Genomic DNA, 24,475 nt, shown 5'->3' with positions numbered 1-24,475 from the left:
CAGCGATACTACAAGTGCTTTCTCCTAGCTTCGCTCGTGAATCTCGTCCAACTGCGCCACGGTCGGCGCGTTGACGACGGTGACGGTGTCGCCGTCTCTCGTCACCCGATAGGCGTCGGCGAAGGGGCCGTCGTCGACGCGGTAGGTGTCCTCACCCGCGACTGACGCGTTGAGAGAGAGCCGGAGCGTGTCGTTCACGTACGCCCGCTCGAACTGCTCGGCGTCCGCTTCGGTGTCCCAGACCGTCCGCCAGACGTAGCCGCGCTCGTGGGGGTTCGCCTCGGAGGTCTCGTCCGACGCCGGGCGGTAGGGGACCACCGCGTCGCCGGCCCAGCCATCCGAGGGCTCGGCGGTGTAGTTGTACGGCGAGTACGCGCCGGGGTCCTGTTGGAGGCCCGCCCGGTCGACGGCGCGGTGCTTCCAGAACGTCGCGAAGATGGACGCCTCGCCGACCGCGTCGGCGACGGGGTCGGTGTCGTAGCGCGTCCACGCGGCCGACGAGCGGTCTTCGACCGTCACCGCGACCGGGCGCTCGTCGGGGTACCGGTTCGGGTGGAGCACCTGCTCGGTCGAGGTGGGGCGGTCGGCGTAGGCCGCGTCGACGGCCGCCCAGCCGCCGCGGTCGCGCAGGTCCGAGACGAACGTCGGCCCCTCGCTGTAGGGCGTGTAGATGACGAGGAAGACCGGGTAGTCGACCGACCCGCCGCCCGCTCCACTGCTCGACGGCTGAGGGACGCAGTCCCAGTCGGCCTCACAGCGGGCTTCGTACAGGCCGTCGACGTAGCGGGCGTCGCCTTCGACCAGCCCGCCGTGGGCGAGTTGGGCGTCCTGCGTCGACGGCGAGCCGTCCAGACCGAACTGCTGGTCCTGTGCGGCGTGGACCAGCTCGTGGGCGAGCGTCCGGCGGTCGATGGTCGGGCGGTCGTCGTCGCTCACGACGACGATGCGGCCCTCGGAGGGGTCGTAGTAGCCGAGCACCACGCCGCCGTACAGTTCGTCGAACACCTCGTCGATGGTCCGGTCCTCGCCGACCAGTAACAGCGCCTCCCACACCTGGTCGTTCCAGTCGCCGTGGACCGGGTCGGTCGACTCGTCGGACTCGTTTCGGTACTCGGCGCGCGAGACGACCTCGACCGGCACGGACTCCTCGAACTCCAGTTCGCGGACGACCTCGACGCGCGCCATCGTGCGGGCGACGAACGCCTCCATCTCGGAGTCGTCCAGCCCGTCGGACTGGTCGACCGCGATGGACTCGTTGTACCAGTAGCCGTCCTCCCAGCCCAGTCGGTCCGTCGGCGGGTCGTCGGGCCACGACCAGTCGGCCGCGGTGTCCGCGGTCCCGTCGCCGGCGGTGGCGCCGGCTCCCGCGGCGTCCGGGTCGGCGACGGGGGCGGCACAGCCGGCGACGACGAGCAGAAGCGCGGAGAAAACGGCGGCGAGGCGGCGGTTCATAGCGAGTCCACGGGCGGGAGACAAAAAAGCGTCCCGGCGCGGGGGTTACGACGCAAGCCCCGGCCGAATCTCGTCCACGTCGGCCGGCGTCGGCCCGTTGACGACGACCACGCGGTCGCCCGTGCGGACGACCCGGAAGGCGTCGTTGAACGAGCCGTCCTCGATGACGTAGACGCCGTCGTCCCGCTGGGTGGCGTCGTGGGCGCTGAGGATGTTCAGGTAGGCGTCACGGAACTCCCGTGCGTCGCCGTCGGTGTCCCACTCGGTCACCCAGACGTAGCCGTACTCGGTGTCCGCGCCGGCCGCGTTGCGGTAGGGGAACAGGCGGTCGTTCGCCCAGCCGTTCGACGGCTCGGCGTCGTAGTTGTACGTGTCGTACCGCGAGTTCGTGTCAGCGATGGACTCGACGCGGACGGTCTCCGCGCCGGACGTGCGGGCCTGATACCAGAACATCGCGAACATCGACGCCTCGCCGACCGTGTCGGAGCCCTCGACGCCCTGGTCGGGGAAGGTGCTCCAGCCGTTCGTCCCCTCGTCGGCGAAGGAGATGGGACGCGGCGACTCGTCGGTCACGTGGATGGTCTGTTCGGTGGACACCGGCGGGTTGCGGAGCGCGTCGTTGACGGCTTCCCAGCCGCCTCGCTCGTAGAGGTCGTGGACGTACACCGGGCCGTCGGAGTACGGCTGGTAGATGGTAATCAGGACGCCGAGGTTGGGGTCGCCGCCGCGGCTGTTTTGGGTGTCGGGCGTGGCGACGCAGTCCCACGTCCCGGCGGCGCACCGCTCGCTGTACTGTCGTTCGACGTAGCTGGCGTCGCCCTCGATGACGCCGTCGGTGGCGAGGTCGCCGTCCTGCGTCTCGCTTCGGAAGCGGGCGTCGGTCAGGTCGAACCGCTGGTCCTGAACGGCGTGGACCAGTTCGTGAACGAGCGTGGCGTTGTCGATGGTCGGCTCGCCCGGGGAGTCGGTGACGATTTTGATTTCGCCGTCGGACGGCGAGTAGAAGCCGAGGACCGAACTCCCGGTCGTCGCCGAGATGGCGCTCGCGCTCCCGGTCGACTCACCGGCGATGAAAAGCGCCTCCCACACCTGATCGTTCCAGCGGTTGTACTCGGAGTCGGGCGAGGCGGCGCCGCCGGCGCTGGCGCTCCGGTAGTCGTCTCTGGAGACGACGCTGACGGGCACGCGCTCGTCGAACTCCAACTGTCGGATGTGCTCGACGCGGGCCATCCCGCGGGCGACGAACGCCTCCATCTCGGAGTCGTTCAGCCCGTCGGACTGGTCGACTGCGATGGGCTCGTCGTACCAGTAGCCGTTCTCCCAGCCGAGGACGTCCTGGTCGGGGTCGTCGAAGCCGTCTCTGTCCGGGTGGGGAGTCGCGGGCGACGCGTCGCCGCCGGGCGCGGCCGTGGGGGCGGCACAGCCGGCGAGAACCAAGAGTACGGCGGCGAAAACGGCGCGGAGACCGGTGGTTCGCATATCGTACCCTTAGACTCCGGAGTGAAGTACCTTGTCGGGTTCGGGCGTCGAAACGGCGGACTGCGAGCCGGTTCTGGGTCGGGTCGGGGCGGTCGAGTCGGTTTGGGGCGGGTCGGCCGAGTCGAAACCGGGGCGGCGCGTACTGTTTTGGTCGTCCCGGCGCAACCCACAGACATGGCACTCGACCCGAACCGAACCGCGGTGGTCGTCGTCGATATGCAGAACGGCTTTTGTCACCCCGACGGGAGCCTGTTCGCGCCGGGGAGCGAATCCGCAATCGAGCCGGTTACGGAACTCGTCGCCGCCGCCCGCGACGCCGGCGCGCGCGTCGTCTACACCCGCGACGTCCACCCGCCGGAGCAGTTCGACGACAACCACTACTACGACGAGTTCGAGCGCTGGGGCGAACACGTCGTCGAGGGGACGTGGGACGCCGCCCTCCACGGCGACCTCGACGTCCGCGAGGGGGACCTCGTCGTCGAGAAGCACACCTACGACGCGTTCTATCAGACGCAGTTGGAGGGCTGGCTCGACAGCCACGGCGTCGACGACCTGCTCGTCTGCGGGACGCTGGCGAACGTCTGCGTCCTCCACACCGCCGGGAGCGCCGGCCTGCGCGACTACCGCCCGATTCTCGTCACCGACGCGCTCGGCTACATCGAGGAAGAACACAAGGCGTACGCCGTCGACCACGCCGACTGGCTGTTCGGCGAGACGACGACGCTCGCGGACGTGGTGTTCGAGTAGCCGGTCGGTCCCGCCGGACGCGGCCGGTGCCGGGGCCGGCGTCGGTCACGACCGCGGTTCAGTCCCGAAAGAGCCGATACGCGCCCTGTCCGGTGGCGACGGCGTCGTCCCAGTCGCTCGACGGCGACTGCCGGGCGGCCACGTCGGCGTCCCCCTCGGGGTCGGTGCTGACGACGGTGATGGTGCTCACGCCGACCGACCCGCCCGCGCGGACGACCTCGGCGACCGCGGTCAGGTCGCCCGACGCCCGCCGCAGGTAGTTCACGTTGAGGTTGATGGTGGCGACGCCGCCGGCGACCGGGTCGTCGAGCATCGTCCGGAGGGCGATGCCGCCCGCGGTGTCGATGAGCGTCGCCGCGATGCCACCGTGGATGGTGGGCGGCGACACGGTGTTGGTGAGCTTTTCGTCGTACGGAATCGACATCACGATGCGGCCGCGCTCGATGGCGTCGACGCTGGTGTCGAGCCACGACAGGTAGCCGTGTTCGTCCTCGATGTGTCGCTGGACGATGGCCGCGGCCTCGGCGGGAAAGTCGTCGGTCATATCACGAACGAGTATGTCAAATAGTATGTAACCGACGGTCGGTGACATCCCCCGCCGGGAGTCACGTGAGCGAAGTGAACGGGCCCGACGGGAATGCATCATCGCGTGTGACAGAACTGTGTTAATCGGTTCTCGGTCTGGCGGTTTTCTGTGCAACGTCCCGACCTGATAGCAGACGCTGAGCTAGTGGGAGAACCAAAAGGGTAGCGGGAAGATTTTTGATTCTTCCCGTACTACGTGAACCATGTCGAAATCTACGGACGAACGGGGACGAATCTACCTCCCGAAGGACGTACGGTCACGGTTCGGCGAGCGCTATCGCATCGTCGAACTCCCGAGTCACGTTGCGCTCTTTCCGGTTGACGACGACCCATTAGAGGGTCTTCGAGAGGCAGTCGGTGACGCTTTCGAGGAGGGTGAAGCCGACGAACTCAAAGACGAAGCACGGAGAGCAATCGCCGAGGAAATCGAAGCCGAGGACCAAGAGCGGTCGGAGAACCGCGAGGCCTGATTCGTGTACGTCGAGACAGACTTCTTGATTGCATTAGTAAAAAACGAAGACTGGTTGCGTGAATCAGCACTCGAAGCCCTCGAAGAACGCGACGACATCCACACGTCGATTCTGGCCTACGCAGAGGTTCTTGTTCTCTTCTACGACCGTGAGCAGTCGGAATACGACGTCGATGCTCCACGAGCGATTGCGAACCTCCTCGAACTCGTTCCGATAACGCCGAAAGAACACGAGGATGCAGTTCTCGCGGCGGCGGCGTTCCTCGGAGAGTATCATCTGACACCGTTCGATGCACTTCACGCGGGGGTGATTGCGACGAGCGACGAGGAAGTTCTCTCCAGTGAACAGGACTACGATACTGTTGGCCTCGACCGTATTCCGTTGGAACCCGATAGGGACGAGTGAGAGTTAACTATCGAGTGTACCTACGACGGTTCCTGTGTTTGAATCCACGAAACCGATAGCTGGCGACGGCCTGTGTCACAGTGCGTGACGAAACCGGGCCGCAAAAAAATATGCAGACTTGACGGTTAGAGCGCTCACTCTTTGGTTCTGAAGCGCTCCAGAAGTATACGGGCCCGACTGGATTCCCACGAGCGCGAGCGAGTGGGAAGTCGTCGGAGAAGTGAGCGAAGCGAACGGATCCGACGGGAAGTCGTCAGGTCGGAATCACGTGAAATATATACACGTTCACGGAGTGGTACGGATATGAGCGACTCCCGCGTCGTGCTGGTCGACGAGTGCCCCGAGGGACTCGTCGAGGCCATCGAGCGACGCGGGTTCACGACCGAGACGTGCGCGGACCGCGACGCCGTGTTCGGCGCGCTCGACGACGGGGTCGGCGGCGTCGTCGCCCGCGGGGCCGTCGACACCGACTTCGTCTCCCGCGTCCGCGCCCGAATCGGCGTGGTTCCGGTGTTTTTCCTCGGCGGCGACGGGACCGCGAGCGACGATGACTCGGCCGCGAGCGCCGGTGCCATCGCCGTCGACGACCCGCAGACGCCGGCGGCGACCGAGGCGGTCGCCGCGCGGGTCGAACGCGCCATCGAGTTCTCACGGTGAGCGTCGGCGGGGCGGAACTCGGACTCGCTGTACCGGACCGTCGTCGAGCAGAGCCACGACGCCATCTTCGTCACGCAGGACGGCGAGTTCCGCTTTTGGAACCGCCGGCTGGCCGAGCTCACCGGGCTGAGCGACGGCGAACTCGCCGAGACGCCGGTGTCGAGCGTCGTCCACCCCGACGACCGCGAGCGGGCCGCCGACATCGCCGCGACGCGGCGGCGGGGCGACGACGCCCCCGTGAGCTACGAGATACGCATCGTCGACGCCGACGGCGACACCCGCGAGTGTTCGGCGAACGTCAAGGAAATCGAGTATCACGGCTCGTACGGCGTCCTCGTCTCCGTGCGCGACGTGACCGAGCAGCGCGCCACGGAGGCGCAGTTCCGCGGCCTCGTGGAGCTGGCGCGCGACCTCGTGACTCTCGTCGGGACCGACGGGCGAATCAGGTACCAGAGCCCCTCGGTCGCCGACGTGCTCGGCTTCGAGCCCGACGAGCTGGTCGGGAGCTCCGTCGCGGAGCTGATTCACCCCGACGACTGGGGCCGCGTCGCCGCCGTCTTCGACCACGCGCTCCAGACGGACGCCGACGGGACCGACCCCGTCCGGTACCGCCACCGGAACGCCGAGGGGTCGTGGACCTGGCTCGAATCCGTGGGGAGCAATCAGGCGGACACCTCGGTCGACGGCTTCGTCGTCACCTCGCGGAACGTGACCGAACAGCGGAGCTACGAACAGCGGCTCAAGCGCTACGAGACCATCGTCGAGAGCATCGGACAGGGGGCGTACGTGGTCGACGAGTCGGGGGTCGTCCAGTTCATCAACGAGACCGCGCTGTCGCGGACGAGCATTCCCATGTCGTCGTTCGTCGGCCGGCACGTCTCGGCGCTCCGCGACGCCGGCTATCTCGCCGCCGACCAGTACGAGCGCGTCCGGTCCGCGCTCGACGCCGTCCTCGGCGGCGAGAGCGAGCGCGAGCGGTTCGAAATCGAGCTGTCGCTCCCGGAAGAGGAGTACGTGGTCGAGTTCACCGTCTCGCCCATCGTCGGCGACGACGGCGAGGCGGTGGGCGCGGTCGGCGTCTCGACGGACGTGACGGAACGGAAGCGGTACGAACAGCGGCTCAACGCGCTCCACGCCTCGACCCGGCGGCTGACGGGGGCGACCAGCCGCGAGGAGGTCGCCGACATCGTCCGCGAGGCGGCCACCGAAATCCTCGACTACGCGATAAGCGGCGTCCTCCTGTACGACGAGTCGCAGGACGCGCTCGTTCCGACGGCGCTCACCGACGAGGCCCGGGAGGTGTTCGGCGACGTGCCGCCGGTGCCGCGGGGGACCGGCCTGACGTGGGAGGTGTTCGAGCGCGGCGAGCACAACCTCTATCGGGACGTGGGCTCGAACCCGCGGCGGTTCGTCCTCGACGCCGGGGTCAAAGAGGAGCTCATCGTCCCGATTCCCGACCACGGCGTGTTCTTCGTCGCCTCGCTCGACGAGGGGGAGCTGGCCGACCAGCGCATCGCGCTGGCGAAGGTGCTGGCCGCGAACACCCGCGCCGTCTTGGACCGGGTCGAACGCGAGCGGCTCCTGCGGAAGCGCGAGCGCGAGCTCGCCAGCCAGAACGAACAGCTCGAATCGTTCGCGTCGGTCGTCTCCCACGACCTCAAGAACCCGCTCAACGCGGCGATGGGCTATCTCGACCTCGCCCGCGAGAAGTACGACGGCGACGAGTTGGACCGCGTGGCCGACGCCCACGAGCGGATGGCCGGCATCGTCGAGGACGTGCTCGCGCTCGCGCAGAACGGTCAGACGGTCGAAGAGGCCGAGCGGCTGTCGCTCCGCTCCGTCGCCGAGGCGGCGTGGACGACCGCCGCGGGCGGCGCGCCGACCGCGACGCTCGCTATCGACGGCGAGGTCGCGGTCGACGCCCACCGCGGGCGGCTCAGACAGCTCCTCGAGAACCTCTTTTCGAACGCGATTCGACACGGCGGCGACGACGTGACCGTCCGCGTCGGTCCGCTCGGCGACCGCGACGGCTTCTACGTCGAAGACGACGGCCCGGGGATTCCGCCGGACGAGCGTCCCCGAATCTTCGAGGCGGGCTACACCACGAGCACCGAGGGGACCGGGTTCGGCCTCAGCGTCGTCATGAGCGTCGTGAACGCCCACGGCTGGAGCGTCTGGTTCGTCGAGAGCGACGAGGGCGGCGCGCGGTTCGAAATCACGACGGAGAGCGGCCGCTGACGGGGCGAGCGCGCCACCGGCGGCAACACTAACTGGCGGTCGTCCGAACCGGACGCCATGGAGACGCCAGACGAGGCGACGGTCCGCGCGGTCGAGTCGTGCCGGGAGTCGCTTCCCGAGACGGTCGACGGCGGACGGGCGCTGTTCGGGTTCGACGGATACGTCGACCGCGTTCGGGAGTTGGTCTCCGAGCGGCAGTCGGCCGACGCCTACGAGCGGGTGTCGACCCTCGAAGCGTTCGCCGACCGCGTGAACGACTCGGTCGACGCCGAGAGCTCGCTCAGCTTCGAGTGGATTCAAGCCGGCGTCCGCACCGGCGGCCACGTGAGCCACCTCGCGCGCGCCTTCGACCGACTGGGGTTCGACCCCGGGGTCGTCGGCTGTCTCGGCGACCCGGTCGAAGCGCCGTTCGCCGAGGAGTTCGGCCACCTCCCCTTAGAGACGCTCGGGTCGCCGGGCTACACCGACGCCGTCGAGTTCGGCGACGGGAAGCTGATGCTCACCGAAATCGGCGCGCTGATGACGCTCGACTGGGCCGGAATCGAGTCGCGGGTCGGCCTCGACCGACTGGCCGAACTGGTCGACGGGACCGAGCTCGTCGGGATGGGCTACTGGTCGGAGATGCCCGAGCTACCGGACGTGGCCCGCGGCCTCCGCGAGGAGCTGTGGCCGACGCTGTCGGACCCGCCGGAGACACTGCTTTTGGACCCCGGTGACCTCAGAAAACGGGAGCCCGAGGTGGTCGACGCGGGCGTCGAACAGGTGTCGGCGCTGGACGACGCGGTGCGCGTCGTCGTCTCGGCGAACCGCTACGAGACGAGCTATCTCGCGCGACTGGCGGGCGTCGAGAGCGGCGATTTCGGCCGCGAGTCGCGGGCGGCGTTCGACCACCTCGGCGTCAGCCGGTTCGCGGGCCACGGCATCGAAGCGGCGCACCTCGTCGACGACGAGGGGACCGCGACCGTCGGCGTCCCCCGGACGGACGACCCGGTGTTGACGACGAGTTCGGGCGACCACTTCAACGCGGGACTCGCGCTCGCGCACGTCCTCGACCTCGGCCGCGCGGAGTCGCTCGTCGTCGGCATCGCGGTCGCGGGACACTTCGTCAGAAACGGGTCGCCGCCGACGTACGACGAACTCCGGGCGTTCGCCTCGGCGTATCTCGATTACTTCGACGCTGTTTAAATACCGATTGTCCACACAAGGGTCAGATATATTACTAGAATCGGCGTACCGATATGCGTCGGTGGCACCCCCCACGCGGGCGCACCGCCGGAGGGGCCGCAGGTCGCTCCGTTCCGGTGGCGAAATCGACTCCCACCGTGGCATCTCGCGCCCGGTTGCCGCGTCCCACCACGGTCCCGTTCTGACGCGTCGTCGGCTCTGCACTCATCGTCGGCTCTTCACTCGTACCGTGAGTCGCGTTCGAGGTCGTCTATCGCCGACCCGACGAGGTTCCGGAGCGCCCGGCGAAGCCGCTGTGAGAGCGCCTGCTCGGTGATACCCAACCGGCTCGCGATGTCGTCGAGGCCGGTCTCTTTCGGCGTCTCGAAGTAGCCCCGTTCGAAGGCGAGCCGAAGCGCCGTCAGCTGTTTCTCCGAGAGACCGGTGTTCGGGGGGTGGCGCTCGTCGAGGCGGGCCGGTTCGACGCGGCGCACGTCGATGTCGATGTCGCGGGCGAGACAGGCGTCGTGGAACCGGGTAGTCAGCTCGTTCGACGGGAAGTACACCGACAGCGACCAGCCGTATCTCGTGCCGACCATCCGCCGGACGATGCCGTCGCACTCGCGGATTGCCGAGATGATGTCGCCGTCGTGGGTCGCCCACTCACAGCGGTAGAGCCGACCCTCTGGACCGTCGGATATCGGTTCGAAGCGGTCGATGCTCGCGTGGTCGTCGAGCAGGTCGTCGAGCGTCTCGCGGTCGCTCCCGCGGGCGACGAAGTACGGAACCGGCTCGTCGGTCACCGGGACACCGCCGACGAACGTGAGCTCGAACTCGGGGTCCTCGAACGTCCCGTCGGGGGAGGCCCCGGCCAGCGGGTGACGGAGTTCGACCTCGTACCCACTGGCGTGGTCGTCAGTCATCGCGGAGGGGAGCCGACGGCTACGTCGAAAACCGAAACGACGGCACACGTTCGTCTGTCGAGTCTCACAAACGGAGAAAAATACGGGCGAGCGAAGGATATTTTTTGCGGAGACTAATCCTTTCATAGTAAAGGTGTTTAAAAAGGAACCTCAAAATAGAGGGTCCATTCAGTCGCCTCCGACCAGCACATTCATGTCAATTATAAATGTTTTCTTCGGAGTCAATCGAGTCGAATCGGGTCGGCGCTGGGGCGAATCGCGACCGACACCTCGTCGCCGACGGCGAAGTCGTGGCCGGAACAGACGACCTTGGTCCCGAAGTCGACGCGGGACGCGAATAGTGACAACCCAGTGACTCGAACGCCGTCGACGAGTACGTCGAAGTCGGCCCACGGAACGTCGCGGCCGGCGGCCCGGCCGACTCGCTTGCCGAGGAGCGACAGCGATTGCCCGTCTTCGACGGACGAGAGCGTGCCCCCGAAGCCGTAGTGGGCGAGCCCGCCGTCGAGGGCGACGCCCTCGTCGCTGGCGAGGCCGACGAACTCGTCGGGTCCGACCCCCGCGTCGGCGCGGTCAGGGGCGTCGAGGACGACGAACGTCTCGGCCGTCTCGACGACGGTTCCCGTCCCGTCCCAGTCGAGCGGCGAGACGGTCACGCCGGGCGAGACCGGGAGCGACCCGCGGGCGCGGTGGTGGTTCGCGTCAGCGGCCCGGAAGCCGAGGTGGACGTGGTTCGAGACCCACGGGGCGAAAAAGCCGGAGCGGACGAGACGCCCGAGCGGGTCGCCGGCGGCGAGTTCGTCGCCCGCGTCGACGCCGGGGTCGACGTGGAGGATTCGCGCGACCAGTCCGTCGCGGGGGTCGTCGTCGGGGTCGCCGAGCCAGTCCAGTCCGGTGGCGTCGGCGTCGACGTCCACGAGCACGAGGTACTCGTCGTCGTGGGCGTAGGGCTTGTCGGGCGCGCGGACGGTCCGCGTCTCGCGGACGACCCCCGCGACGGGCGAGCGGGCCACCGGGTCGTCGTCGGCGACGTAGAGGTCGATTGCACAGCCGCCGTCGTGGGCGGGATACGGCGAGTTGTAGAGCGAGAAGCGCTCGAAGCGCGCGAGCACCGACCGCGGCAGTCGCAACATGGTCGTCGGGACGGGACGGGTGCGCTTAGGTACGTCGGGGTGTTTCTCTCGGGCATGCGCGTCATCCGCGGCCGCGGGCCCGACCGGGACGCAGACCGGGGGGTCACCGCGGCCATGCTCCGCGAGGCGGGCGAGACGGGCGAACCGGCGTTCCGCGCGTGGACGCCGCACCGACAGCTCGCGTTCGGCAGGCGCGACACCCGCGCCCCGCGGTACGACGAGGCCGTCGCCGCCGCCGAAAAGCGCGGCTTCCCCCCAGTCGAGCGCTCGGTCGGTGGCCGGGCCGTAGCCTACACAGGAACCACCGTCGCGTTCGCCCACGCGCTCCCGCTCGACGACGCCCGGAGCGGCCTCGACGCGCGGTACGAGGCCGGAACGACCGCCGTCGTCCGCGCCCTGCGGACCCTCGGCGTCCCCGCGCGGCGGGGCGAACCGCCGAACTCGTACTGCCCCGGCGACCACTCGGTCCAAGCGGGCGGAAAGCTCTGCGGTCTCGCCCAGCGGGTCCGCAAGGGGAGCGCGCTCGTCTCCGGCGTGGTGGTCGTCGCCGACCGCGGCGAGATAGCCGACGTGCTCGCGCCCGTCTACGAGGCCATCGAGGTTCCCTTCGACCCGGACTCGGTGGGGAGCGTCGCCGACGCCGGCGGCCCGGCGAGTCCGGACGCGGTCTGCGACGCCCTCGAAGCCGTCTTCGTCGGCGACGCGGAGACGCGCGTCGAAGACGCGGCCGACCTCGCGTGAGCGACGCGGGACGCGGCCGACAGCCGGGCGATGCGGCCGGCCGCGACCGCTCTCCGAACCGCCGGAGCCATCACTCCCCGAACCACTGGTCCCCTTACTACCCGAACCGCCGGACTTAGCACCCGGCGCGTCGCACCCCCTCGTATGCGAATCGAGAACGCGACGCTGGCCGACGGCCGCGCCGTCGACGTCCGCGTCGAGGACGGGACCGTCGAGGCGGTCGGCGACCTCGACCCCGTCGCCGACGAGGAGACCGTCGACGCCGAAGGGAACCTGCTTCTGCCGGGGGCTATCGACGTGCACGTCCACTTCCGCGAACCGGGCTTCGAGCACAAGGAGACGTGGGAGACGGGCGCGCGGAGCGCCGCCGCCGGCGGCGTGACGACCGTCGCCGACCAGCCGAACACCGACCCGACGACGACCGACGGCGCGGGCTTCGACGCGAAGGCAGAACGCGCGGCGAACGCCTGTATCGACTACGGCATCAACGGCGGCGTCACCGCCGACTGGGACCCCGACAGCCTGTTCGACCGGCCGCTTTTCGCCCTCGGCGAGGTGTTCCTCGCCGACTCGACCGGCGACATGGGCATCGAGGCCGACCTGTTTGCCGAGGCCGCGGAGCGCGCCGGCGAGGCGGGCGTGCCCGTCACGGTCCACGCCGAGGACGCCGACCTGTTCGACGAGTCCGCCATCGAGGGCGACCTCGGCGGGGTCGGCCGCGACGCCGACGCCGACGCGTGGAGCGCCTACCGCACCGCCGAGGCCGAGGCGGTCGCCGTCGAGCGCGCCGTCCGCGTCGGCGGCGAGACCGGCGCGCAGATTCACATCGCCCACACGAGCACGCCCGAGGGCGTCGACGCCGCCCGCGACGGCGGCGCGACCTGCGAGGCGACGCCGCACCACCTGTTTCTGTCCCGCGACGACCTCGCCGAGTTGGGCACCTACGGCCGGATGAACCCGCCGCTCCGCTCCGAGACGCGCCGCGAGGCCATGTTCGAGCGCCTCGCCGACGGCCGCATCGACGTGGTCGCCACGGACCACGCGCCGCACACGCGCGAGGAGAAAGAACAGTCGCTCCTCGACGCCCCCAGCGGCGTCCCCGGCGTCGAGACGATGGTTCCCCTGCTTCTCGGCGCGGTCGTCGCCGGCGACCTCACCGCCGAGCGCGTCCGCGACGTGGTCGCCGCGAACCCCGCCGAGGTGTTCGACCTGCCGCGCAAGGGCCGAATCGAGGCGGGCGCCGACGCCGACCTCGCGCTGTACGACCTCGACGTCGCCCGCGAGATTCGCGGGGCTGACCTCCACTCGAACTGTGATTGGACGCCGTTCGAGGGTCACACCGGCGTCTTCCCCGAGTGGACGATGCTCCGCGGCGAGTTCGTCTGGGACGGCGAGGAGTTCGGCGCGGTCGCGGGCGAGAACGTCCGCGACTGAGCGCGACTGCGCCCCGAACCCTCAGAGCCGCGCGGCCGCGACCTGCGCGCCCCTCCAGCCGACGCCGACGAGCACCGCAAGCGGCGCGGTCAGGGCGACGAGCGAGACTGCCGACCCGGCGAGGCCGCCGAGCGCGGCCGACAGGACGACGGTCGCGAGGAAGCCGCCCACGGCGAGCGCCGGCGCGACCAGCGCGTAGGCGAACAGCCAGCGCTGTCTGCGAGTGAACCGGACGCCGTAACCCGGTCCCGGCGGGATGAGCAGGCCGCTCGCGAGGAGGGCGAAGCCGACGACCCCGAACACGAGGAGGAAAAAGCCCGCGAGCCCGTGGGCGAAGCCGTCGCTTCCGGGCGGTGGCGGGGGCATCGTGACGGCGGTCCACCAGACGAACGCGAGGAGGGCGACCCCGGAACCGGCGACGGGGAGCTGGAGCGACCCGAGGACCGCCCGAAGTGACCGGCGCATCGGGCCGACTGTCGGCAGGCGGACAGATAGCTGTTCCGTCGTCGCCGGGGCGTCGGGGCGTCAGAGCGTCGGTCGGGAGCCGGACGACGCCCCGATGCAGGCGAATCCTTTTCCCGTCCGACTCCCAGAGTGCGTGACACGCATGACCGACGAGCGGACGCCACCGCGAGACCGCGACCCGGACGCGGACGAATCATCCGAACTCACGGGGTTGCTGTCGTTCTGGGAGACGGTCGTAGAGGACGCCGAGGCGACCGCGGCAGAGTACGAAGCCGAGGGGTGGGAGACGCTCGTGGTCCATCCCGGCGACGTGACGGTGTTGCCGCCGGCGAACCTGCCCGAGGCGACCGAGCGCGTCGGCTTCGACGTGCTCGTCCCCGGAGGCGAGTTCGACGCGCTGTCGTCGTGGGTCGAATCTGCCGAATTCGGCCGCTACGACGTCTACCGCGCCCGCGAGGGCGACACCGTGTTCGTCGTCTCCGTCGTACAGGACGCCGCGTCATCGAAAGCCGTCGTCGTCCCGCTGTACTACGGGCTGGACGAGGTGGCCGCGATGGCGACGACGGCGCGAGAACAGGGCGAACTCCGCCTCTACGTTCGACCGGTCGACGCGGACCGACGCGTCGAGTTAGTCCAGTCGGAGCCAGACCCGCTTTTCCCCTGAGTTCGAGTCGGCGCGGCGTCGGTTCGGGGAGTCAGCGCCGGGTCGAAGTCGCACGGGCCGCGGGGCGTCACTCCTCGTCCGACAGCTCTTCTTTCCGCAGGTCGGTGCTCGCCTCGCGCACCTCGCGCATGACGCTCGAAATACGCTCTTCGGCTTCGAGTTCCTCTTCGACCGAGAGGTCCACGCCCTCGACTTCGAGCAGGAACTTGGCGATTTCCGTCACCTCGTACATCATCTCGTCGAGCTCCTCGGCCGTGAAAAAACCCGACATCGCGCCGTAGAGGAACGTCGCGCCCGACTTCCGGACCTTGTCGCGGAACGCGGAACGGGCCTGATTGACCGCCTGCGGCGTGTAGGTGTCGGTCATGAAGGGGACGAGTTCTGGGAGGTTGTTCCCGATTTTCGTCATCTCGACGCCCGTCTCGGTTCGGAAGTCCGCACAGAGCCGCGCGATTGCCCACTCGCGGGCCGTCACGTAGGTCCGCTCGCGGAGGAAGTCGTTGACGCGGTCGTACTGCGCGCCGTCGACCTTCTTGAACCGGGCGTACTTCTGGACGTCCTCGGGAACCGCGTCTTCGGCGTCCGGGCCGGAATCTCCTCCGGCCGCGTCCGTCGATTCCGCACCCGTCGATTCCGCGGTCGCCGCCGCCGAAGTCTCGGGCTCCGCGTCTGCCGCCGCTTCGTCCGCCGCCGCTCGGGAGTCCGCGTCGGGGCGAGCCGTCTCCTCGGCGTCGCTCGCGCCCGTCTCGAACTCGTCGGACTCGTCTGTCATACCGCGGGCTACCGCGGCACGGCCGAAAAGGGTTCCGCGATGTTCGGTCCCCCGCCGACGGGGGTGTCGCCCCCCGTTTCCGGGTAAGGGTTTTCTATCGCGCCCGCGAGATTGGGAATCATGAAGGTACTGCTCGGAATCGGTGGCAGCGACGATTCCATGCGCGCGCTCGAAACGACGGTCGAACGGACGGCCGAGGTCGGCGACGACCTCACGGTCGCCATCGTCGACAACCCGTCGGGCGAGCGCTCGCGCGAGGACATGGAAGCGCGGGTGACGGAACTGCTCGACGAGCGCGGCGTCGACGCGACCGTCCGCGCGCTCGACGGCGACCCGGGGAGCGCCCTCGTGGACCTCGCCGAGAACGAGGGGTTCGACCAACTGGTGCTCGGCGGCGGCGAGACGAGCCCGATGGGGAAGATACAGATCGGCAACATCGCGGAGTTCGTCCTCCTGAACTCCCACGTGACCGTCACTCTGGTACGATGAGCGACCGAACGTTCTCCGACGCCGTCGCCGACCCCTACGACGCGCCGCCGCTGTCGTTCACCGACAGGGAGGACCGCACCATCGAGGTGCGCGCGCACGACGGCTCCGACGAGGAACTGGAGGCGCTCGTCGAGATGTACGACGCGTTCGACCCCTCGGACCGCGCGCAGGGCATCCCACCGGGCCGCGAGGACCGCATCCGCGACTGGCTGGAGAACATCCTCGACGAGGACTGCCTGAACGTCATCGCGTGGGACGGCGACGAGGTGGCCGGCCACGCGACGCTCGTCCCCGACGGCGACGCCTACGAACTCGCCATCTTCGTCCACCAGACCTACCAGCGCGCCGGAATCGGCACGCGGCTCATCAAGGCGCTTCTCGGCTACGGCCGGGAGTCCGGCGTGGAGAAGGTGTGGCTCACGGTCGAGCGGTGGAACCGCGCGGCGGTCGGCCTCTACCAGACCGTCGGCTTCGAGACGAGCGACGCCGAGAGCTTCGAACTGGAGATGACCATCCGGCTCGCAGAGCCGCCGGACGAGGAGGGGGGCTGAGGGCGGCGGCGAGCGACCCCCGATTCAGGATTCAGACCGAAAGCACGGGCTGGCTGGCGTACAGGAGGACGTACTCGGCGGCCTTGGCGAGCACTTCGCCGGGGTCGCCCGAGACGGGCTCTCGGGGCACGACGATGAAGTCCGCGTCGAGTTCTTCTGCGGTGTCGAGGACGACGCTTCCGGGGTGGCGGAGCTTGCTCGTCCGCGAGAAGCCGTAGGCGACCGACGTGGTGACGGGAACGTCGGCGGTCTCGGCGAGGGCCGAAATCGTGTCGGTGACGGCCTTGCTGTCCTCGGCGACGGCGTCCTCGTCGACCACGCCCTGCTCTATGGCGCGGACGACGTCCTCGCCGAGGACGTGGACGGCGTGGACCGCGGCGTCGTACTCGGCCGCGACGGCGGCGGCGTACTCCGCCGCGCGTGTCGCCTCCTCGCTTTGGTCGACCGGCACGAGAACGAGGTCGATAGAGAGCGGGCGCGGTGACATGTCCCCACCTGCGTCGGGGGACGACAAAAAACTCACCCCACGGTCCCGCCGGCCGGCCGCCCCAGACTGGTTTTATGCCGCCGCGCCGAGAACCCGTGGACATGTTCGACACCATCGTCATCGCCACCGACGGCTCGGCGAGCGTCCGCCGGGCGGTCAGCGTCGCCGTCGACCTCGCAGAGCGGTTCGACGCGTCGGTCCATGCGCTGTACGTCATCGACGCCGGCGACGTGGAGACCGCGCCGGACCGACTCCGCGACGAGATGCGCGACGCGCTCACCGAACGCGGCGAGGAGGCGCTCGCCGAGGTCGAGGCCGCGACCGACCGCGAGGTGACCGTCGCGGTGCGGGAGGGCCGCCCCGCGGCCGAGATTTCGAACTACGCCCGCGAGGTGGACGCCGACGCCGTCGCCATGGGCACCCGCGGCCGACACGGCGAGAACCGGTTTCTCATCGGGAGCGTCGCCGAGCGCGTCGTCCGGACCTGCCCGGTGCCGGTGCTGACGGTCCGCCAGTTGGAAGCGGGGACGACGGACTCCCTGCTGAGCGACGAGGCCGCCTGAGCGACGAGGCCGCCTGAGCGACGAGGCGACCGAATCGGGAGGAGTTTTCCCCGTCGCGCCCGAGTTCGGCGTATGGAAGACGAGCTCATCGACAGTTCTCGGCTCTCGCTCCCCCGCAAGTCCGTGCTCCCCGGTGCCGGGTTTTTCTACCCCGAGTCGTTCGACGAGGAACGCGCCGAAGAGCGCGCCGAGGAGAAACTCGAAGACGCCTCGGTCGCGGTCGTCACCGACACCGACGCCGACGGCCTCGGCTGTGTCGCCCTCCTCCGGGAGGCGTACGACGCCGCCCTCGACGTGGCCGACTTCGAGGAACGCATCGAGGAGAAACTCGCGGACGACGAAGGCGACGATGACGAAGACGACGACGAACCCGCCCTCGACGAGGGCGACGAGGACGAGCGTCCGAAATCGCCGGTCGCGCTGATGGGGTCGAGTCCGTACTCGCTCGAAGACGACCTTCAGCGCGTCGCCGACTACGCCCCCGAGGGCGTCGAAGTGTACGTCTGCGACCTCTGTCCGGACAAGTTCGAGTACGTCGAAGAGGAGCTCACCGCGCTCGTCGAGACGGCGGGCGAGATTCACTGGTACGACCACCACCAGTGGAAGCCGGAAGTCGCCGAAGCGGTCCGCGGGGCCGGCGTCGACCTCGTCGTCGGCGAGTCCGACGAGGAGTGTTCGACCGACGTGACGCTCCGCGAACTCGACTACGAGTTCGACGAGCGGTTTTCGGAGCTCGCGGCGGTCACCCGCGACCACGACCTCTGGCTGAACGAAGACGAGCGGAGTCAGGACCTCGCGGACTACGCCTACTGGACCTCGAAAGAGGAGTACGTCGCCGTCGTCGGCGCGTACGGCGCGGACCTCCCGCCGGTCGTCGAGGAGTACATCGCCCACCGCCGCGTCGAAAAGGAGAACCTCATTCAGGCCGCCGTCGACCGCGCCGACCTGAAGACCGTCGGCGACTGGACCGTCGGCATCACCTACGGCCGATGTTCGCAAAACGAGGTCGCCGACGCCCTCCGCGAGGCGGGAGCGGACGCGGCGGTCGTCGTCAAGCCCGCCGGGAGCGCCTCCATCCGCGGCTCCGACGACTTCGAGCGCTGTCACGAGGTCGCCGACCTCGTCAACGGCGGCGGCCACCCGAAGGCCGCCGGCTGTAAGCCCGATATCTACGACGACATGCTCGACTACGCCCACCACTGGACGACGCAGGGCGCGACGACGAAGCGCGTCATCCTCCGAGCGTTCGAACAGGTCGCCGACGCGGTCGAGAAGGCGGAAGCGGAAGCCGCGGCCGACGACGAGGACGACGAAGGCGTCGAGACCGAGCGCTAGCGTTCGCGTCGACCCCCCCGAAAACTAGCTTCGAACCCGAATCGGGCGGTTACGCGTCGTCGACGACCCAGCGGTCGGAGTACGTCGTGCCGCAGGTACATTTGGCGTAGGCGTGGACCACGTCGCCCTCCTCGTAGATGCCGCCGACCTCCTCGTTTTGCGCCTCGGCGAACGAGAAGATGAACTTCACCTCGTGGTTCTCCTCGGCGGCCGCCTCGGGGCAGGTGCCGCCGCTGAGGTCGTCGTCGATGTCGCCGTCGTTGCCCATGGCGGTCTGGGCGAACTCCATGGCGTCCATGCCGGTTCCGGCCGCGAAGGCCCGTCGGCCGTCGTCGCCGGGGACGACGAGCACGTAGCCGTTTTCGACTTCGACGCCCATGTTCGGGAGTTTGCCCTGGCTGTCGAGGTACTCGTGGGTGAGATAGAGCGCCACGTCGTCGAGACGCTCGCCTGCGAGGTACTCCGTTACCTTGCTCATACCCCGCCTAGTGCGGTCGGCGCGTAAAAGCGGCGTGTCTCGGAGCCCGACCGGTCACTCGTCGGACAGGCCGAACTGCTCGGCGATGCTCGAAAGCGAGTCGTTCGGGCGCTCGGTGATGCGGTACACCTGTCGGACCCCGGGAACCCGGAGGCCGTACTGGTAGCCGTCGTCCAGTTCATCGAGTTCGACGGCGTCGCCATCGGCCCGGTCGTGTTCGCGGCACCACTCGACGAGGCGGTTCTCGCCGCCGTTCGGGGTGCGGGCGAGGCGCTTGTTGTCGTACGCGCCGCGAATCACGAGCCCCGAGGCGTCGGCCGAGAGGCGGGCGTGATAGGCGGTGCCGCCGAGATGGAGGCGGACGAAATCGCCGTCGGCGGCGAGCACGTCGTCGGGGACGCGCAGGCAGGGACGGCGGGTGCCGCCACTGCGGGCGATGTTCGCGCGGAACGTCTGGACCGACGGATGGTCGGAGGGCAGTTGCTCTGGCACGGGGAAGAGAGGAGTGAGACGGCGTTATTCGTCCGCTTCTTCGTCGTCGCCCTCGCCGAAGGCGGCGGCGACGTCGCCCTCGCCGGCGACGACCTTCGCGTTGATCTGGACGGTCTCGCCGGAGACCTCGCGGCCGCGGACGGTGACGCGCTTGCGCTCGCCGTCGCGGGACGGCTTGTAGCCGATGCCGTCTTCGGCGAGGATTTCCTTGAGCGCGCCGCCGGGGACGTTGGGGTGCATCGGTCGGCCGGCCTTGTCCGAACCGCCCGTCAGTTCGAGCGTGAAGCCGTCGAGACCGACGGCCGCGCCGTCGACCTCGTCACCGAGGTCGCGGCCGAGGAATCGGTTTGCGTCCTGTCCTTCGACGTCGACTTGGTAGGTCGCACCGGAGTCGGGGTCGGCGACGACGACCATGAATTCTGCCATGCGCGGATGAAAACGGTCGCGGATAAAAAGTACGTCGAAAGCGCGTCTCGGGACCGAACCCACCGAATCGGGGCGAAACGGCCGAATTCGGCGTCGTCAGGGAGAACGGAGCGTGCCGGTAAGAGTTAACATCTGACACAGCGTACACAGTGACATGAGCAAGGATATCGACACTCGCGGGCCTGTAGACCTCGTCAAAGCCAAATCACGGGCGCTGGTCGGCCCCGAGCCGACGGACCTCGTCGAACGACCCCCGGCGGAGTTGGTCGAGCGCCGGACCGAGGCGCTGGTCGAACGCCGGACGGAGACGCTCGTCGAGGCCGAACCGACGACGCTCGTCGAGCGCGCGCGGTACGAGTGTGCCGCGTGCGGCTACCGCTCGGGCCACGGCGTCTACGAACAGGTCTGTCCGCGGTGCGGCGGGTCGCTGAAGAACATCGGCGTGGCTCAGGAGTGAACCTCAGACGACGGACGCGGTCTCGCCTCCGTCCTCGCCTTCTTCGGCTTCGGCCTCGGCCTCCTCGATAGACTCCCAGAGCGAACACCAGTCTTCGGGGCCGATGTAGCCCTCGACCTTGGCGCAGGCACCGAAGCCGTCGCCGTTCTTGTCGGGGATGTACTCCGCGCAGTTGCCGCAGTTCCGCCCCGCCTCCGTGAGTCCCGCCTCGACGGCGTCGTCCGCCTCTTGGAACTTGACCGCCTCCTTCGTGAACAGGTCGTCTGGGTCCCGTCGCTCGTTCGCCTGCGAGAGCGCGGTCCGGTACGGTTCGGGGACCGGGCCGCGTACGAACTCCTCGGCGGAGACGCCCTCCGGACGCTCCTCGTCGTGGTCGTCGTCGGCCGCTTCGGTCGTCGCTTCCGTCTCCGTTTCCTGCTGGCCGCCGCCCCCACCGAGACAGCCGGCGATTCCCACCACCGCACCACTGCCTGCCAGTTCGAGGAACCGTCGCCTCGTTCGGACGAATCGTGCCATAGCCGGAGCTACGTCACCACGCGGTTTTAGTAAGCGTAGAGTTACCACATGTCATGGTATCTTAATCGTCTCAACCGCCCACCGCGGTCTGCGTCAGAAAACGCCTCAGAGAGGGCTCAGAACCCGTCTTCCCACCGGAACGTGCCGTTCCGCTGGACGACCTCGCCGTCGACCTCGATGCGGGAGTCCTCGCTCATGTCGGTTATCATGTCCGTGTGGACCGCAGATTGGTTCCCGTCTTCGCCCTCCGGGAGGCACGCGCCGTAGGCCCGGCCGACCGCGAGGTGGACGGTGTCGCCCATCTTCTCGTCGAAGAGGATGCTGTCGGTGAAGCGGTCGATGCCGCGGTTCATGCCGATTCCCAGTTCGCCGAGTCGGCGCGCGCCCTCGTCGGTGTCGAGGATGCCGGCGAGCGCGTCCTCGCCCGCGCCCGCGGAGAAGTCGACGACTTCGCCGCCCTCGAACGTCAGGCGGACGTTCTCGACGCGCTGGCCCTCCAGCGTCATCGGCACGTCGAAGAACACCTCGCCCTCGACGGCGTCTTCGACGGGCGCGGTGAACACCTCGCCCGACGGGAGGTTGTGGGAGTCGTAGGCGACCGAGGCCGCGGAGTTGACGGCGGTCCGGCCCTCGATGGACATCGTGAGGTCGGTGTCCGCCTTGACGATGCGGACCTCGGAGCCGGCGTCGAGCACGTCTTTCATGTTCGCCATCTCCTCGGCGAGTTCCGACCAGTCGCGGAGAATCGCGTCGTAGACGAAGTCGGCGTACTCCTCGAACGACATGCCGGCCTGCTGGGCCGCCGCGCGGGTCGGGTGGACCGTCGACACCCAGTCGGTGTCCATGCGCGCCTCTTTGACCTCGCTCGTGGCGCGGCCGTAGGCCTGCCGCGTCGCGGTCGGCACGTCGGCGGTCGCCGCCGTGTTGCGGGTGCCGCCGAGGAAGAGCACCGAGTCGGCGGCCTCGTAGAGGGCGAGTTCGTGTTCGGGAAGCTCGAAGTCGCCGTCGTGCGCGCGGAGGTACGCCCGCTGGACCTCCTCGGAGGCGTACGTCGTGACGACGTTCGCGCCGCGCTCGCCGAGGGCGTCGGCGACGGCGACCGCGAGGTCGTGGGCCCCCTCGCCGACGGAGACGACCACGTCGTCGCCGGCCTCGATTCGCGCGCTCCAGTCGACGAGCACCGCGGCGTGCTCGTGGATGCGTTCGTCCATACGCGACCGTCGCGCGGGGCGGTAAAAACGTCGGCGTCTGCGGGCGCGAGGCCGACCGACCGCGGCCGCAACGCGGAGGGTCGCGGCGGACGCTCCGAGCGTTACAGAACCCTTATCGCCCGATGTCTATCATCCACCGCCGTGACTTCCATCGCACTCGCCACCGCCGCGGACCTCCCCGGACTCGTCGATGACGACGCCTCGTTTCTCGCGGCGCTCCGGGAGCGCGGCGTGACCGCGGAACCGGTCGTCTGGTCCGACGAGTCGGTCGACTGGGACGGATTTGACGCCGTGGTCGTCCGGTCGATTTGGGACTACTACCGGCGTCCGGCGGCGTATGCCGCGTGGGTCGACCGACTGTCCGACGCCGACTGCGCGGTGTGGAACCCGACGGCGACGCTCGACTGGAACAGCCACAAGTTCTACCTGCGTGACCTCGCCGACGCCGGCGTCTCGACCCTTCCGACCGAGTACGTCGAACGCGGCGACGACGTGTCCCTCGAAGCCGTCTTCGAGAGGCGGGGCTGGGACGAACTCGTCGTCAAGCCCGCCGTGAGCGCGGGCGCGTTCGAGACGAGACAGCTGAGTCGCGCGGAGGCCGCCGCCGCCCAGCCGTGGGTGGACGACCTCGTGGCGGAGAAAGACGTGCTGGTTCAGGAGTTCGCGCCGGACATCGAAGACGGCGAGTGGTCGCTCGTCTTCTTCGGCGACGAGTTCAGCCATGCGGTCGTCAAGCGACCCGAACCCGGCGACTACCGCGTCCAAGAGAAACACGGGGGGAGCGTCCACGTCGAGGTGCCGAGCGAGACGCTCCTCGACAACGCTCGGCGCGTCGTCGACGCCGTCTCGGCCCACCTCGGCGGCGACCCGCCGCTGTACGCCCGCGTCGACGGCGTGGAGCGCGGCGACGACTTCTACCTCCTCGAAGTCGAACTCATCGAGCCGGAACTGTTCTTCCGAACCGACGACGACGCCGGCGACCGGTTGGCCGAGGCGCTCTTGGCACGGCTCTGAACGCGGGGGCGGCTCTAGGAGTGCCGCCTCGGCGGACGGCCGCGCACGCGCCAAACCACAACCACTACCACCCCCCGCGGACGATGCCGACGCATGCAACTAGGCGTCATCGGCCTCGGCCGGATGGGGCGCATCGTAGTCGACCGAGTGCTCGATGCCGGGCACGAGGTCGTGGCCTTCGACCTCTCGGCGGAAGCCGTCGCGGCGGCCGCCGACGCGGGTGCCGAACCCGCGGACAGCGTCGCCGACCTCGCCGACCGACTCGGCGACGACAAGCGAATCTGGCTCATGGTTCCCGCGGGCGACGCGGTGGACGCGACGCTCGACGACCTCGACCCGCACCTCGACGGCGACGACGTGGTCGTCGACGGCGGCAACTCCCACTTCGAGGAGTCCGTGCGGCGCGCCGAGGCGTGCTCGGCGGCCTACCTCGACTGCGGGACCTCCGGCGGCCCCGCCGGTGCCGACCTCGGCTTCTCGCTCATGGTCGGCGGCCCGCAGTGGGCCTACGACGAACTGACCCCCGTCTTCGACGCCGTGGCGACCGGCCCGGACGGCCACGGCCACATGGGCGACTCCGGCTCCGGCCACTACGTGAAGATGGTCCACAACGGCGTCGAGTACGCGCTGATGCAGGCGTACGGCGAGGGCTTCGAACTGCTCGCCGAGGGCCGCTACGACCTCGACCTCGAATCGGTCGCCAAGACGTGGAACAACGGCGCGGTCATCCGCTCGTGGCTTCTCGAACTCTGCGAGGAGGCGTTCCGCGAGGAGGGAAGCGACCTCGGCGACGTGGACGACCACGTCGCGGGCGGCTCGACGGGCACGTGGACGGTCCAGGAGGCGCTCGAACAGGAGGTCCCGGTCCCGCTCATCTACCAGTCGCTCGCCGAGCGGTTCGGCTCCCGCGCCGACGACCGGTTCTCCCGTCGCCTCGCCAACCGGCTCCGGTACGGCTTCGGCCGCCACGAGGTCGCTCGGAAGGACGACTGACGCGGTCGCGAACCGGCCTGCTACGGCCGTGAACTGACCCGCTTCTGCGGTCGTGAACTGACGCGGTTGTCCCCGCCGAACCGCCTTCGGGTCGGCCGCGGCGGACGACGTGCGCGCCCTCGATACTGTGGGAA

The 24,475-nt window shown here is 69.1% G+C and carries 27 protein-coding genes and 1 pseudogene; 15 read left to right on the top strand and 13 right to left on the bottom strand.

The genetic code is table 11. The features are described from left to right. Window positions 1-24 precede the first annotated feature (24 nt). Complete coding sequence (locus tag C441_RS12755; RefSeq protein WP_007275443.1) at window positions 25-1,452, bottom strand: Hvo_1808 family surface protein; 1,428 nt, start codon at window positions 1,450-1,452, stop codon at window positions 25-27. 45 nt (window positions 1,453-1,497) lie between these two features. After that, window positions 1,498-2,931, bottom strand: a complete 1,434-nt coding sequence (locus tag C441_RS12750) for an Hvo_1808 family surface protein (RefSeq protein ID WP_007275442.1) — start codon at window positions 2,929-2,931, stop codon at window positions 1,498-1,500. Between the two features lie 174 nt (window positions 2,932-3,105). Here C441_RS12750 and C441_RS12745 point away from each other — a divergent pair, with 174 nt between their 5' ends. Beyond that, the gene (locus tag C441_RS12745) at window positions 3,106-3,678 is read left to right on the top strand and encodes a cysteine hydrolase family protein (RefSeq protein ID WP_007275441.1); all 573 of its coding nucleotides are present in this window, start codon (window positions 3,106-3,108) and stop codon (window positions 3,676-3,678) included. A gap of 58 nt (window positions 3,679-3,736) precedes the next feature. Here the strand turns inward: C441_RS12745 and C441_RS12740 are convergent, their stop codons facing one another. Continuing rightward, window positions 3,737-4,222: a PaaI family thioesterase gene (locus C441_RS12740; protein WP_007275440.1), complete on the bottom strand. Its 486-nt coding sequence runs from the start codon at window positions 4,220-4,222 to the stop codon at window positions 3,737-3,739. A 244-nt stretch (window positions 4,223-4,466) separates the two neighbouring features. Here C441_RS12740 and C441_RS12735 point away from each other — a divergent pair, with 244 nt between their 5' ends. The 4 genes and pseudogenes from C441_RS12735 (at window position 4,467) to C441_RS12720 (ending at window position 9,218) form a co-directional block, all read left to right on the top strand. Beyond that, window positions 4,467-4,733: a hypothetical protein gene (locus C441_RS12735; RefSeq protein ID WP_007275439.1), complete on the top strand. Its 267-nt coding sequence runs from the start codon at window positions 4,467-4,469 to the stop codon at window positions 4,731-4,733. Between the two features lie 3 nt (window positions 4,734-4,736). Continuing rightward, window positions 4,737-5,138: a PIN domain-containing protein gene (locus tag C441_RS12730; RefSeq protein ID WP_007275438.1), complete on the top strand. Its 402-nt coding sequence runs from the start codon at window positions 4,737-4,739 to the stop codon at window positions 5,136-5,138. 303 nt (window positions 5,139-5,441) lie between these two features. Beyond that, window positions 5,442-8,033, top strand: a pseudogene (locus tag C441_RS12725) (PAS domain S-box protein). Window positions 8,034-8,090: 57 nt separating this feature from the next. Beyond that, a complete protein-coding gene (locus tag C441_RS12720; protein ID WP_007275437.1) occupies window positions 8,091-9,218 on the top strand; it encodes a hypothetical protein in 1,128 nt (375 codons plus the stop codon). 218 nt (window positions 9,219-9,436) lie between these two features. Here the strand turns inward: C441_RS12720 and C441_RS12715 are convergent, their stop codons facing one another. Further along, window positions 9,437-10,120, bottom strand: coding sequence for a helix-turn-helix domain-containing protein (locus C441_RS12715; RefSeq protein WP_007275436.1), 684 nt, complete (start codon window positions 10,118-10,120; stop codon window positions 9,437-9,439). A gap of 221 nt (window positions 10,121-10,341) precedes the next feature. Continuing rightward, on the bottom strand, window positions 10,342-11,253 hold the full coding sequence (locus tag C441_RS12710; protein WP_007275435.1) for a hypothetical protein: 912 nt from the start codon (window positions 11,251-11,253) through the stop codon (window positions 10,342-10,344). Between the two features lie 54 nt (window positions 11,254-11,307). Here C441_RS12710 and C441_RS12705 point away from each other — a divergent pair, with 54 nt between their 5' ends. Together C441_RS12705 and C441_RS12700 are read left to right on the top strand one after the other, a co-directional pair. Continuing rightward, window positions 11,308-11,994 carry a lipoate--protein ligase family protein gene (locus C441_RS12705; protein WP_049920584.1) on the top strand — a complete coding sequence of 229 codons (687 nt, stop codon included), beginning with the start codon at window positions 11,308-11,310 and terminating at the stop codon, window positions 11,992-11,994. A 144-nt stretch (window positions 11,995-12,138) separates the two neighbouring features. Beyond that, entirely contained in the window at window positions 12,139-13,428 is a 1,290-nt protein-coding gene (locus C441_RS12700; protein ID WP_007275433.1) for a dihydroorotase, read from the top strand. Window positions 13,429-13,449: 21 nt separating this feature from the next. Here C441_RS12700 and C441_RS12695 read toward each other — a convergent pair whose 3' ends face one another. After that, the gene (locus C441_RS12695) at window positions 13,450-13,893 is read right to left on the bottom strand and encodes a hypothetical protein (protein ID WP_007275432.1); all 444 of its coding nucleotides are present in this window, start codon (window positions 13,891-13,893) and stop codon (window positions 13,450-13,452) included. Window positions 13,894-14,035: 142 nt separating this feature from the next. Between C441_RS12695 and C441_RS12690 the strand changes: the two genes are divergently transcribed. Beyond that, window positions 14,036-14,557, top strand: coding sequence for a DUF7529 family protein (locus C441_RS12690; RefSeq protein ID WP_007275431.1), 522 nt, complete (start codon window positions 14,036-14,038; stop codon window positions 14,555-14,557). Between the two features lie 67 nt (window positions 14,558-14,624). Here the strand turns inward: C441_RS12690 and C441_RS12685 are convergent, their stop codons facing one another. Continuing rightward, window positions 14,625-15,329 carry a DUF5806 family protein gene (locus tag C441_RS12685; protein WP_007275430.1) on the bottom strand — a complete coding sequence of 235 codons (705 nt, stop codon included), beginning with the start codon at window positions 15,327-15,329 and terminating at the stop codon, window positions 14,625-14,627. A 120-nt stretch (window positions 15,330-15,449) separates the two neighbouring features. On the opposite strand from C441_RS12685, the gene C441_RS12680 reads away from it, so the two are divergent. Together C441_RS12680 and C441_RS12675 are read left to right on the top strand one after the other, a co-directional pair. Continuing rightward, complete coding sequence (locus tag C441_RS12680; RefSeq protein ID WP_007275429.1) at window positions 15,450-15,818, top strand: universal stress protein; 369 nt, start codon at window positions 15,450-15,452, stop codon at window positions 15,816-15,818. After that, window positions 15,815-16,369, top strand: coding sequence for a GNAT family N-acetyltransferase (locus tag C441_RS12675; protein WP_004967541.1), 555 nt, complete (start codon window positions 15,815-15,817; stop codon window positions 16,367-16,369). The genes C441_RS12680 and C441_RS12675 overlap by 4 nt, the downstream gene beginning before the upstream one ends. 31 nt (window positions 16,370-16,400) lie before the next feature. Here the strand turns inward: C441_RS12675 and C441_RS12670 are convergent, their stop codons facing one another. Next, window positions 16,401-16,856 carry a universal stress protein gene (locus C441_RS12670; protein ID WP_007275428.1) on the bottom strand — a complete coding sequence of 152 codons (456 nt, stop codon included), beginning with the start codon at window positions 16,854-16,856 and terminating at the stop codon, window positions 16,401-16,403. A 101-nt stretch (window positions 16,857-16,957) separates the two neighbouring features. Between C441_RS12670 and C441_RS12665 the strand changes: the two genes are divergently transcribed. Continuing rightward, window positions 16,958-17,419, top strand: a complete 462-nt coding sequence (locus C441_RS12665; protein WP_188424965.1) for a universal stress protein — start codon at window positions 16,958-16,960, stop codon at window positions 17,417-17,419. Window positions 17,420-17,491: 72 nt separating this feature from the next. After that, window positions 17,492-18,754, top strand: coding sequence for a DHH family phosphoesterase (locus tag C441_RS12660; protein ID WP_007275426.1), 1,263 nt, complete (start codon window positions 17,492-17,494; stop codon window positions 18,752-18,754). 49 nt (window positions 18,755-18,803) lie between these two features. On the opposite strand, the gene C441_RS12655 is transcribed toward C441_RS12660, so the two are convergent. The 3 genes from C441_RS12655 to C441_RS12645 are packed head-to-tail and all read right to left on the bottom strand — an operon-like array spanning window position 18,804 to window position 20,150. Beyond that, window positions 18,804-19,232 (bottom strand): DUF5807 family protein, encoded by a 429-nt coding sequence (locus tag C441_RS12655; RefSeq protein WP_004967545.1) that lies wholly within the window; start codon window positions 19,230-19,232, stop codon window positions 18,804-18,806. 54 nt (window positions 19,233-19,286) lie between these two features. Then, window positions 19,287-19,724, bottom strand: coding sequence for a DUF7112 family protein (locus C441_RS12650; protein ID WP_007275425.1), 438 nt, complete (start codon window positions 19,722-19,724; stop codon window positions 19,287-19,289). Window positions 19,725-19,748: 24 nt separating this feature from the next. Beyond that, window positions 19,749-20,150, bottom strand: a complete 402-nt coding sequence (locus C441_RS12645; protein ID WP_007275424.1) for a 30S ribosomal protein S6e — start codon at window positions 20,148-20,150, stop codon at window positions 19,749-19,751. 154 nt (window positions 20,151-20,304) lie between these two features. On the opposite strand from C441_RS12645, the gene C441_RS12640 reads away from it, so the two are divergent. Further along, on the top strand, window positions 20,305-20,607 hold the full coding sequence (locus C441_RS12640) for a rubrerythrin-like domain-containing protein (protein WP_004967548.1): 303 nt from the start codon (window positions 20,305-20,307) through the stop codon (window positions 20,605-20,607). A 3-nt stretch (window positions 20,608-20,610) separates the two neighbouring features. Here C441_RS12640 and C441_RS12635 read toward each other — a convergent pair whose 3' ends face one another. Then, complete coding sequence (locus C441_RS12635) at window positions 20,611-21,123, bottom strand: high-potential iron-sulfur protein (RefSeq protein ID WP_049920583.1); 513 nt, start codon at window positions 21,121-21,123, stop codon at window positions 20,611-20,613. 116 nt (window positions 21,124-21,239) lie between these two features. Further along, the gene (locus C441_RS12630; protein ID WP_007275422.1) at window positions 21,240-22,334 is read right to left on the bottom strand and encodes an aminopeptidase; all 1,095 of its coding nucleotides are present in this window, start codon (window positions 22,332-22,334) and stop codon (window positions 21,240-21,242) included. 141 nt (window positions 22,335-22,475) lie between these two features. On the opposite strand from C441_RS12630, the gene C441_RS12625 reads away from it, so the two are divergent. After that, window positions 22,476-23,348 (top strand): ATP-grasp domain-containing protein, encoded by an 873-nt coding sequence (locus C441_RS12625; protein WP_007275421.1) that lies wholly within the window; start codon window positions 22,476-22,478, stop codon window positions 23,346-23,348. 93 nt (window positions 23,349-23,441) lie between these two features. Next, window positions 23,442-24,341 (top strand): phosphogluconate dehydrogenase (NAD(+)-dependent, decarboxylating), encoded by a 900-nt coding sequence (gene gnd, locus C441_RS12620; protein ID WP_007275420.1) that lies wholly within the window; start codon window positions 23,442-23,444, stop codon window positions 24,339-24,341. Window positions 24,342-24,475 lie beyond the last annotated feature (134 nt).

It is taken from the genome of Haloferax sulfurifontis ATCC BAA-897 (genome assembly GCF_000337835.1).
Classification (GTDB): domain Archaea; phylum Halobacteriota; class Halobacteria; order Halobacteriales; family Haloferacaceae; genus Haloferax; species Haloferax denitrificans.
The sequence above is the reverse complement of the archived record's forward strand: the minus strand, read 5'-3'. Positions and strand labels throughout refer to the sequence as shown.

Bases quoted from the DNA above. Each gene is read 5' to 3' on its own strand.
- C441_RS12710 (WP_007275435.1), bottom strand. From the start codon at position 11,253: ATGTTGCGACTGCCGCGGTCGGTGCTCGCGCGCTTCGAGCGCTTCTCG.
- C441_RS12685 (WP_007275430.1), bottom strand. From the start codon at position 15,329: ATGACAGACGAGTCCGACGAGTTCGAGACGGGCGCGAGCGACGCCGAG.
- C441_RS12715 (WP_007275436.1), bottom strand. From the start codon at position 10,120: ATGACTGACGACCACGCCAGTGGGTACGAGGTCGAACTCCGTCACCCG.
- C441_RS12700 (WP_007275433.1), top strand. From the start codon at position 12,139: ATGCGAATCGAGAACGCGACGCTGGCCGACGGCCGCGCCGTCGACGTC.
- C441_RS12740 (WP_007275440.1), bottom strand. From the start codon at position 4,222: ATGACCGACGACTTTCCCGCCGAGGCCGCGGCCATCGTCCAGCGACAC.
- C441_RS12635 (WP_049920583.1), bottom strand. From the start codon at position 21,123: ATGGCACGATTCGTCCGAACGAGGCGACGGTTCCTCGAACTGGCAGGC.
- C441_RS12755 (WP_007275443.1), bottom strand. From the start codon at position 1,452: ATGAACCGCCGCCTCGCCGCCGTTTTCTCCGCGCTTCTGCTCGTCGTC.
- gnd (WP_007275420.1), top strand. From the start codon at position 23,442: ATGCAACTAGGCGTCATCGGCCTCGGCCGGATGGGGCGCATCGTAGTC.
- C441_RS12630 (WP_007275422.1), bottom strand. From the start codon at position 22,334: ATGGACGAACGCATCCACGAGCACGCCGCGGTGCTCGTCGACTGGAGC.
- C441_RS12680 (WP_007275429.1), top strand. From the start codon at position 15,450: ATGAAGGTACTGCTCGGAATCGGTGGCAGCGACGATTCCATGCGCGCG.
- C441_RS12745 (WP_007275441.1), top strand. From the start codon at position 3,106: ATGGCACTCGACCCGAACCGAACCGCGGTGGTCGTCGTCGATATGCAG.
- C441_RS12645 (WP_007275424.1), bottom strand. From the start codon at position 20,150: ATGGCAGAATTCATGGTCGTCGTCGCCGACCCCGACTCCGGTGCGACC.
- C441_RS12750 (WP_007275442.1), bottom strand. From the start codon at position 2,931: ATGCGAACCACCGGTCTCCGCGCCGTTTTCGCCGCCGTACTCTTGGTT.
- C441_RS12735 (WP_007275439.1), top strand. From the start codon at position 4,467: ATGTCGAAATCTACGGACGAACGGGGACGAATCTACCTCCCGAAGGAC.
- C441_RS12720 (WP_007275437.1), top strand. From the start codon at position 8,091: ATGGAGACGCCAGACGAGGCGACGGTCCGCGCGGTCGAGTCGTGCCGG.
- C441_RS12655 (WP_004967545.1), bottom strand. From the start codon at position 19,232: ATGAGCAAGGTAACGGAGTACCTCGCAGGCGAGCGTCTCGACGACGTG.
- C441_RS12665 (WP_188424965.1), top strand. From the start codon at position 16,958: ATGTTCGACACCATCGTCATCGCCACCGACGGCTCGGCGAGCGTCCGC.
- C441_RS12660 (WP_007275426.1), top strand. From the start codon at position 17,492: ATGGAAGACGAGCTCATCGACAGTTCTCGGCTCTCGCTCCCCCGCAAG.
- C441_RS12640 (WP_004967548.1), top strand. From the start codon at position 20,305: ATGAGCAAGGATATCGACACTCGCGGGCCTGTAGACCTCGTCAAAGCC.
- C441_RS12690 (WP_007275431.1), top strand. From the start codon at position 14,036: ATGACCGACGAGCGGACGCCACCGCGAGACCGCGACCCGGACGCGGAC.
- C441_RS12695 (WP_007275432.1), bottom strand. From the start codon at position 13,893: ATGCGCCGGTCACTTCGGGCGGTCCTCGGGTCGCTCCAGCTCCCCGTC.
- C441_RS12705 (WP_049920584.1), top strand. From the start codon at position 11,308: ATGCGCGTCATCCGCGGCCGCGGGCCCGACCGGGACGCAGACCGGGGG.
- C441_RS12670 (WP_007275428.1), bottom strand. From the start codon at position 16,856: ATGTCACCGCGCCCGCTCTCTATCGACCTCGTTCTCGTGCCGGTCGAC.
- C441_RS12675 (WP_004967541.1), top strand. From the start codon at position 15,815: ATGAGCGACCGAACGTTCTCCGACGCCGTCGCCGACCCCTACGACGCG.